Below are 9,137 nucleotides of genomic sequence, written 5' to 3'. Positions count from 1 at the left end.
CCTATCTCTCCGCCATATTTAGCCCAAGCTAGTACATAGCTTGGGCTTTTTTATTTAATTTACACTACGTTTTTTATAAAACCTTACAGCTGGAATGAGACTAAAGTCGCATTGATGCGATAGGGCTAAAGCCAAAGACTTAATTATTGACATAGTTTTGTAAGGTATTTGAAATGAAAAAAGTGGCAACCGCAATTGGGATCTCAATGTTTTCACCTTTGATAGTTGGTACTATCTTAGGTGCTTACTTTTACATTGTGACTGGTCAAGGGCAGGTGTTTTTGCAGTTGTTAACCACGGCTATATCCAATGCGCATGTTGTGGGTATTGTTATGGCTCTGTGTGTGCTACCGACATACTTGTTTTTGTATAAACGTGATAAGTTATCGTATGCAGCGCTTACGACCGCAGCGATGTTAGGCGGCGCGGTGTTTACATTCTTTTTCTCTATCTCTGGTGGGCCGATACTTATCGCAAACGCGGTTATGTGCGCACTGGCATCTGCGCTTTTTTTATACAGCTTGCGTCGCCCGCAATAAAGCGGCTGCATGTAAAATGAACAGTTTAACTTGTATTGAAGACAAATTGGGACTTTTTGCGCGTAAAAGGTTTCATTTGTTTGCATGAAAGAGTACCTTTACTGTTTATATGTAAGAATGTTCAGTATCAACAATGCAAAAGCAAAAATTTTATGAACTGTTGAATCAACAGGCAAAGGGATTAATTGATGGTGAGCACAATCATGTTGCTAACATGGCCAACTTGAGTGCTTTGCTGTTTACCAATATGGAAGACATTAACTGGTCCGGTTTTTATTTAATGGACGGTGACAATGAACTTGTATTAGGCCCATTTCAGGGCAATCCAGCTTGTATTCGTATTCCTGTCGGTAAAGGCGTCTGTGGGACAGCTGTTTCTGAAGCAAAGACTCAGCTTGTTGAAGATGTGCACGCATTTGAAGGTCATATAGCGTGTGATGCAGCGTCTAACTCTGAAATTGTGATACCTGTATATAGACAAGGTAAAATATTTGCGGTACTGGACATCGATAGCCCTAGTTTGGCAAGGTTTGATGAACAAGATAAAATGGGCTTAGAAGCGCTGGTTAAAAGCTTCGAGGAAACACTTTAAAATGAAAGATATGCTTAATGTACAAGATTACTTATTTTCTAATTTTGATGTTGGAGATTGGGAAGGTGATGAAGAGCAAGTAGCTGAAACGCTCAATGAGTTGATTCATTTCGCTTGGGAAAAGTTACCCGAGGATCTTGGAAGTGAGCAGATTGATCAAATTATCAATGGTATTTGGGAACATCTGCGCGGTGATATGGCATTAATTGATACCGAGCTGGATGAACTCTTAGACTGGGTTACACACTATATTAATTCATCACTAGATGAAGATATTTAAATAGGTTTAGACATGGAAACCACAAACAAGCTAAAAGATATTAACGAGGTATTGGAGTTTTTATACTCAGAATTTCCTCAGTGTTTTAAACAAAAGGACGGTATAAAGCCACTAAAAGTTGGCATCTTCAAAGACATCGCCGAGAAGATTGAAGGTTCTGAAAAAGTAAGTAAAACGCAAGTTAGACAAGCTCTTAGAAAGTACACTTCAAGCTGGCGCTATTTAGAAGCGGTCACTAAAAATGAATTCCGTGTTGATTTGGAAGGTGGTCAAGCTGAAAAGGTTGAGCAAGAGCATGTAGAACATGCGCAAAAAGCGCTAGAAGAAAGTCGCGCGAAAATGGCAAAACGTAAGAAGCCACAAAGACCTCGCAATGACGGTGACACAAAATCTTACAAATCAAAAGGGCAAGGCCAACCACGCCATGCCAATAAAAAGCCTAGAGTTAATAAGAAACCTGAGCAACAACAGCAGCGCAGAAGTTCAGGAAAAGTTGAACCTCTTCCAGCAAATGAGGTCAAGGTAAATAACAAAGTTAAAGTTAAACTTGGTCAAGCGCTCGTAAATGCAACAATTACTGAGGTCAATAAAGACGAAGTACATGTTGAACTTGTAACGGGTATGCAGGTTAAGACAAAGGCTGAAAGCCTATTTATTCTATAAAAGGAGTAGTGTATGAGTAGAAATTTACCACTCATTGGGGCCGTTGCATTATTTGTTGCAAACACATGTTTTGCGGCAACTAGCGTTGTAACAGAAAAAGATATTCCAGTGCTAAAACCTGAATTACAGCACGCAACTGCTACGAAGAGAGTGACAAGTAAATTTACTCGTGACCACTACAAACGTTTTAAGCTCAACGAGACCCTGTCTGAAGAAATATTTGATAGATATGTAGAGACGTTAGATTACAACAAGTCTGTTTTTCTTCAGTCGGATGTTGATGCTTTTAAACAACATAGAGCAAAGTTCGATGAAGCGCTGATGAGCGGTAAGTTGGACTTTGCTTTTGAAATGTTCAATACCAGCCTACAAAGGCGATTTGAGCGTTTTCAATATGCCATTTCTTTATTAAATACAGAAATGAAGTTTGATACACCAGATGCTTTCTATTACGACCGAGAAGATGCTGCATTTGCAAAAAACCAAGCTGAACTCGATGAGTTTTGGCGTCAAAGAGTCAAGTCTGATGCACTACGTTTGAAGCTTACAGGCAAAGACTGGGAAGGCATAAAAGAGATTTTAACTAAGCGCTATAAAAATGCTCAAAAGCGGTTAGTACAAACAAATAGCGAAGATGCATATCAAATTGTCATGAATGCATATGCTAGAAGCATTGAAGCTCATACTTCTTATTTATCACCACGCCGTGCTGAGCAGTTTAAGATGGACATGGATCTTGAGTTGGAAGGCATTGGTGCAGTTTTAAGTTACGACGAAGATTATACAGTTATCCGAAGCTTGGTGCCGGGTGGCCCTGCTGATAAAACCGAAAAAATTAAAGCAGACGATAAAATCATCGGTGTCGCACAAGACGGTAAAGATTTTGTTGATGTAATTGGTTGGCGTTTAGATGATGTGGTCGACCTTATCAAAGGACCGAAAGGCACCAAAGTTAGGCTTCAATACTTAAAAGGTAGCGATTCTCACGGTACGCCAAAGGTCGTGGAAATTGTTCGTGATAAAATTCGCCTCGAAGACCGCGCAGCAAAATCATCGGTATTCGAAGCCCAGTACTCGGACTTAACAAGTAAAATTGGTGTTATTGAGATACCAAGCTTTTACAACAACTTATCTGAGGACGTATTAAAAGAAATTAATGCGCTTAAAGCTGAAAAAGTAGATGGCCTTATTATTGACCTTAGACAAAATGGCGGTGGTTCGCTCTATGAGGCTAAAAAGCTATCAGGTTTGTTTATAGATAAAGGGCCGATTGTACAAATTCATACCGCGAAAAATCGTATTGATGTGCAAAAAGATCAAGACGGTAAAACCTATTACAACGGACCTTTGACGGTTTTAGTTGACAGATACAGTGCTTCTGCATCAGAGATATTTGCTGCCGCAATGCAGGATTATGGAAGAGCGGTTGTTGTTGGAGAGCAAACTTTCGGCAAAGGGACGGTTCAACAGCATAGAGGCTTGAGAAGAACATATGACTTATTTGAAAACCCACTTGGTAGCATTACTTACACAATAGCGAAATTCTATCGCATCAATGGTGGCAGTACACAGAATAAAGGTGTGATCCCTGATATTTTATTGCCTTCTTTCATTGAGCCGGAAGAGTGGGGTGAAAGCCAAGAAGATAACGCGCTACCATGGGACAGTATTGCTAGAGCACAGTACAACACAATTGACGACTTATCGTCTGTGATAGGCCACCTCAATACCAAACATAGCAAACGTGTTGCTTCGGAGCCTGAATTTGCTTATGTTTACAGCGATATTAAGCGTTATAAAGAACAAGAGAGTGAAACGTCAATTTCCTTGGTTAAAGCTGAGCGTGAAAAAGAGCGTGAGGAAAGAGATCAAAGAGCACTTGCACGTACAAACGAAAGATTAAAGCGTTTAGGGTTAGAAGCCATTGAGAATTTGGACGATGTGCCAGAGGTCATCTCTGACCTAGATCCTTACCTAGAGGAAACAGCTCTAATAACTCAGGATATGATCAATTTCGGCAAACTTGTTAAAAATGAAATTTAGTGTTTGCTAGTGCACATTTATAGACTGGAAAAAAGGCGCGATAGCGCCTTTTTTCGTTACTCCTGTCAGCAAATTTGTTATTATCGTCAGCCGCAACAAGACAACATAGACTATGTTTATCAATCCGTCTTGATAATTGGAACGGCTTATTGGATCAAACTGATACTGTATAACTGTTTAAAAGGGAATTAAATTTGTTAGGTAAGACAGACAGTAATTATCAAACCGGATTGGTAAAAAGAGTATTAATACTCGGTCAAATAATAATACGCACTAAAATGAGTGCGAGGGGTACATTAATTTGAAACAACCAAAAACAGCATCGTCATGGGATGCTTTTATACCAATTATCGTGTTAGTGAGTCTATTGGGTGCAGCTGTTTATCTGTACGGTGATAGCTCCTCATCAGGTCCAAATCAAATTGCATTGTTATTTGCGACCTTCACTGCAGCGTTAATCGGCTTAAAAAACGGCTTTACTTGGAAAACCCTTGAAGAAGCGATGATTAAGGGTATCACGATCTCTTTAGGTGCAATTTTGATCCTACTCATGGTTGGTGCGCTAATAGGGACGTGGCTGTTATCTGGTACAGTGCCAACACTGATTTATTACGGTTTACAAATCATCAATCCAGCTTGGTTCTACGCAGCGAGCTGTTTAATTTGTGGCATTGTGGCTATGAGTATCGGTAGTTCATGGACTACCGCAGCGACCATTGGTGTTGCTTTACTGGGCGTTGCTAATGGTTTAGGGCTTGATCCAGTTGTGACAGCCGGAGCGGTCATTTCAGGCGCCTATTTTGGTGACAAGTTAAGCCCTCTATCAGAAACAACTAATTTAGCACCTGCGGTGGCTGGAAGTGATTTATTTGATCACATACAGCATATGCTATGGACAACTGTACCGAGCTTTGTCATCGCCCTTATCATTTTTATTATCATGGGCTTCAATGCAGATGTTGCAAGTGACGCGAGTAAAATAGATGCGATAAGCACCATTTTACAAGACAACTTCAATATCAATATTTTTATGTTAGTACCTTTGATTATTTTACTTGGTCTCGCGATTAAAAAAATGCCGGCGTTTCCTGCAATCTCAATTGGAGCTGTGGTAGGTGCTATTTGGGCGTTATTATTCCAAGGAGACTTGATAGCGAGTCAAATAGATACCTCTCAAGGTGAACTCGTTGGGCAGTTTAAGCTTATTTGGGCAACATTTTTTGACGGTTTTAGCGTGCAGACTGGTGATGCAAAAATGGATGACCTTCTCAGTGGTGGCGGCATGTCAAGCATGTTGACGACGACATGGCTGATTATGACTGCGTTGATGTTTGGTGCCATTATGGAAAAAACGGGTTTGTTAGAAGTGTTTGTTCGCAGTATCCTGCGCATCGCAAAAAGCACAGGCTCATTGATAGCTTCTACAATTGCTACGTGTTTTGGCACCAACTTGGTTGCTGCAGATCAATATATCGCAATCGTTGTTCCGGGTAGAATGTTTAAAGAGGAATACAAAAAACGAGGTCTCCAAAGTGTGAATTTATCTAGAACACTTGAGGATGGCGGGACTATTACAAGTCCATTAATTCCGTGGAATACATGCGGTGCTTACATGCAAAGCGTACTTCTAATTAATCCACTAGATTATGCAGTATATGCATTTTTCAACTTGATAAACCCGCTTTTAGCGATAGTTTATGGCTACCTTGGTGTAAAAGTTTTAAAACTTAAGCCAAGAGAGCAAGAATAAATACAAGGCCCCACATGGTTGGGGCCTTTTTATTGTTTAAACAGTGAGATAACTCATCAATTCTTATTTGCAAGCTACATTTCCCTAATTTAATATTATAAAATCCTGTCTAATAGAAACATGTGCTTGCACGCGCGTTTATTTAAACGTATTTAGACATTAGCATTTCATAGGCCGCACAGATTGCTCGTTAGTTGGTATTTACCTTAATTGATCATCTTGTGCGATGAAGGAACTTAAATGACTCAGAAACCACAAGCTAAATTATTAGCAAATTATCAGCCTCCCAGTCATCAGGTTGAGCACATCGATTTAGTTTTTGATTTGTCACCTCAACATACGCGTGTTACAGCGAAATACAATTTAATAGCCAATAATGAGCAGTCTTATATTGAGTTAGATGGTGTTGACTTAAAACTTATTACATTAAAAGTCGATGGCCAAGTGCACACCGATTATACGCTACTAGTTGATGGTATTAAGATTAATTCAGTGCCCCAAACATTTGCTTTAGAGATCGAAACTGAAATCGCACCTGAACTAAATACATCTTTAGAAGGGTTATATTTGTCTGATGGGGCTTACTGCACGCAATGTGAGGCAGAAGGATTTAGAAAAATAACTTATTTCTTCGATAGACCTGATGTTTTGGCGACGTATAAAGTCACAGTAATTGGAGATAAAGAGTTTCCATTTCTGCTCTCTAATGGCAACCAGTTAGATGCTGGTGAACTAGAGGAAGGCCGTCACTTTGTCACATGGGAAGACCCATACAAAAAGCCTTCGTACTTATTTGCGTTGGTTGCAGGAGATTTTGACAAACTGGAAGACAAGTTTGTAACCAAAAGCGGTCGAGAAGTCAAACTGCAGATATTTGTCGATAAGGGGAATTTATCTAAAGCACCACATGCAATGACGTCATTGCAAAAATCAATGAAATGGGATGAAGAACGTTTTAACCTCGAGTATGACTTAGATATCTATATGATCGTGGCCGTTGACTTTTTTAATATGGGCGCAATGGAAAACAAAGGTCTAAACATATTCAATAGTGCTTGTGTGCTAGCTAACCAAGAAACTGCGACTGATAGAGATTATCACGTGATTGAGTCAATTGTGGGCCATGAGTATTTCCATAATTGGACTGGTAATCGCGTAACTTGCCGAGATTGGTTTCAATTAAGTTTAAAAGAAGGGTTAACGGTCTTTCGGGATCAAGAGTTCAGTAGTGATTTAGGATCTCGAGCATTAAATCGAATTGATGCAGTTAATGCAATGAGAACTCATCAGTTTGCTGAGGATGCTGGGCCAATGGCGCACCCAATACGGCCTGAAGAAGTGATCGAGATGAATAACTTCTATACCGTGACAGTGTATAACAAAGGCGCTGAAGTTATCCGTATGATGCATACACTGCTTGGTGAGCAAGGTTTCCAAAAGGGTATGCAGCTATACTTTGAACGACATGACGGCCAAGCTGTGACATGCGATGATTTTGTCAATGCGATGGCTGATGCAACACAAACAGATTTAAATCAATTTAAGTTATGGTACCGCCAATTTGGTACACCTACTTTACATGTTGAAACGTATTATGACGCTGAAGCTAGAACTTACCAGCTTGATATTAAACAAACTCATGCTACGAATGACCCAATCAGTGAACCACTTCATGTGCCCGTTGCTGTTGAATTGCTTGATGAACAAGGTCAACCAATTGTACTTGAAGGCGTCCAGTTAAAGCACGGTCGAGTGCTTGAATTAACCGAGGAAGCGCACCGGTTTGTATTCCATAATGTCGAGTCTGAGCCGACGCCTGTATTGTTAGAGGACTTTTCCGCACCTTGTTTATTAGAATACCGTTATTCTTTGGCCCAGCTTAGCCATATTGCTAAGTATGCGACTAGCTACTACGCAAGATGGGAGGCTATGCAAATATTGTTTACTCAGCAGATACGTACTTATGTAAACGCTGAAGCTCAAAATGGCAATATGTTCAGCGAGTTGTCTTCGGTGCTTGTGAGTTTATTTGAACACAAGCCAGATGACCTCGCAATTTTGGCTGAGTATATTTCGGTTCCAAATTTTGACACATTATCAGGTGGTTACGATGTAGTGCCTGTAGATGCTTTGTGTCAAGCGATTAAGCATTTAGAGTTACAAATAGCGCAATTACTAGAACCTTATCTAATCGCGTTTTATACAGATACTAAAGACAGCGGCGGGTTGAGCGCAGAAGATGTAGCTATTCGCGCATTACGCAACAAAAGTTTGTATTATCTCGCATTAACTCAGGTTGATGTGTCTGCTTGGCTGTGCGAGCAGGCTTCCTCATTAAATATGACAACCAAACTCGGTGCGCTGAGTAGTGCATTGAATGCACAGCACGCACTTTCAGATGCAATGATGCAAGAGTTTGATGTGCAGTGGAATCATGATTTATTAGTGATGGATAAGTGGTTTGCGTTGCAGGCGACGAGTCCAACAGATAAATGTATCGATGTTGTTCTTTCCCTATACAGTCACCCTTGTTTTGATAAATCTAATCCGAATAGGGTAAGGGCTTTGGTTGGTACTTTTACCAGGTCAAACCCACAGCAGTTCCATAGGCCAGATGGTAAAGGCTACGAATTGTTAGGTGACCTAATTGCAGAGCTTAATGAACTAAATCCACAAAATGCCTCACGTATTATTACACCGCTGTTGTCGTTTAAACGTTTTGATGAAAATAGGCAATCAAAAATGCGTGCACAGCTTGAGCGATTGGCGGCAATTTCGAACTTAAGCGATGATCTATATGAGAAAATTGATAGAGCATTAAACTGATACATGCAAGAATATTACTTTTTTTTAAGACTTACTCACGAACAATGTCTTGCTTACTATGAAGGGGGCGTTGAATTCATCCAAGTTGTGGAGGATGGTGGAAAGCGGATCCGTTTTCCAGCAGCTCACATCAGACGATTCGTGTCTAGTATTGGGGTGAGTGGTCGTTTTCGATTACAGCTTGACGATAGTAATAAATTTATCACACTTGAAAAGGTGGCTTAACTGCCAAAAAGGCATTGTGAGATAAAGTATTTTTGTTAATTCGGTTTGTTTTAAACTTAAATTACGTGTTATAACTATTCTGGTAAGACGTCTTACCAAGGTTAAAAGACGGGCTAAAAAGTTAAAAATGCATCGAACGAACGCGTAAAATTTGTAATTTTCGATTTTCGCTTCTATCGTTACGACAACAAAAAACAATAACTTGATTAGATTTACCCG

General features: G+C 40.0%; 8 protein-coding genes. All 8 read left to right on the top strand.

Annotation, left to right across the window (positions count from 1 at the left end):
• Nucleotides 1-173: 173 nt before the first annotated feature.
• The 8 genes from N473_RS14645 to N473_RS14610 all read left to right on the top strand — a co-directional run bounded on the left by N473_RS14645 (nt 174) and on the right by N473_RS14610 (nt 8,918).
• The gene (locus tag N473_RS14645; RefSeq protein WP_063368555.1) at nt 174-539 is read left to right on the top strand and encodes a hypothetical protein; all 366 of its coding nucleotides are present in this window, start codon (nt 174-176) and stop codon (nt 537-539) included.
• 133 nt (nt 540-672) lie between these two features.
• Nucleotides 673-1,131: a GAF domain-containing protein gene (locus N473_RS14640; protein WP_063368554.1), complete on the top strand. Its 459-nt coding sequence runs from the start codon at nt 673-675 to the stop codon at nt 1,129-1,131.
• Nucleotide 1,132: 1 nt separating this feature from the next.
• Nucleotides 1,133-1,411 (top strand): hypothetical protein, encoded by a 279-nt coding sequence (locus tag N473_RS14635; RefSeq protein ID WP_039609864.1) that lies wholly within the window; start codon nt 1,133-1,135, stop codon nt 1,409-1,411.
• 12 nt (nt 1,412-1,423) lie between these two features.
• Nucleotides 1,424-2,074, top strand: coding sequence for an RNA chaperone ProQ (gene proQ / locus N473_RS14630; RefSeq protein ID WP_039609865.1), 651 nt, complete (start codon nt 1,424-1,426; stop codon nt 2,072-2,074).
• Between the two features lie 12 nt (nt 2,075-2,086).
• A complete protein-coding gene (prc, locus tag N473_RS14625) occupies nt 2,087-4,117 on the top strand; it encodes a carboxy terminal-processing peptidase (protein WP_063368553.1) in 2,031 nt (676 codons plus the stop codon).
• A 301-nt stretch (nt 4,118-4,418) separates the two neighbouring features.
• The gene (gene nhaC / locus N473_RS14620; protein WP_063368552.1) at nt 4,419-5,867 is read left to right on the top strand and encodes a Na+/H+ antiporter NhaC; all 1,449 of its coding nucleotides are present in this window, start codon (nt 4,419-4,421) and stop codon (nt 5,865-5,867) included.
• 240 nt (nt 5,868-6,107) lie between these two features.
• Nucleotides 6,108-8,693: an aminopeptidase N gene (pepN, locus tag N473_RS14615; protein WP_063368551.1), complete on the top strand. Its 2,586-nt coding sequence runs from the start codon at nt 6,108-6,110 to the stop codon at nt 8,691-8,693.
• Nucleotides 8,694-8,696: 3 nt separating this feature from the next.
• A complete protein-coding gene (locus tag N473_RS14610; protein ID WP_063368550.1) occupies nt 8,697-8,918 on the top strand; it encodes a DUF2835 domain-containing protein in 222 nt (73 codons plus the stop codon).
• The last annotated feature ends 219 nt before the right edge of the window (nt 8,919-9,137 follow it).

It is taken from the genome of Pseudoalteromonas luteoviolacea CPMOR-1 (assembly GCF_001625685.1).
In the GTDB taxonomy this organism is placed as follows: Bacteria; Pseudomonadota; Gammaproteobacteria; order Enterobacterales; family Alteromonadaceae; genus Pseudoalteromonas; species Pseudoalteromonas luteoviolacea_K.
Note: the sequence above shows the minus strand (reverse complement) of the source record. Positions and strands in the feature narration are given on the sequence as shown.

Excerpts from the sequence above, each read along its gene's own strand:
- N473_RS14645 (WP_063368555.1), top strand. The coding sequence starts at position 174 with ATGAAAAAAGTGGCAACCGCAATTGGGATCTCAATGTTTTCACCTTTG.
- N473_RS14640 (WP_063368554.1), top strand. The coding sequence starts at position 673 with ATGCAAAAGCAAAAATTTTATGAACTGTTGAATCAACAGGCAAAGGGA.
- N473_RS14635 (WP_039609864.1), top strand. The coding sequence starts at position 1,133 with ATGAAAGATATGCTTAATGTACAAGATTACTTATTTTCTAATTTTGAT.
- proQ (WP_039609865.1), top strand. The coding sequence starts at position 1,424 with ATGGAAACCACAAACAAGCTAAAAGATATTAACGAGGTATTGGAGTTT.
- prc (WP_063368553.1), top strand. The coding sequence starts at position 2,087 with ATGAGTAGAAATTTACCACTCATTGGGGCCGTTGCATTATTTGTTGCA.
- pepN (WP_063368551.1), top strand. The coding sequence starts at position 6,108 with ATGACTCAGAAACCACAAGCTAAATTATTAGCAAATTATCAGCCTCCC.
- N473_RS14610 (WP_063368550.1), top strand. The coding sequence starts at position 8,697 with ATGCAAGAATATTACTTTTTTTTAAGACTTACTCACGAACAATGTCTT.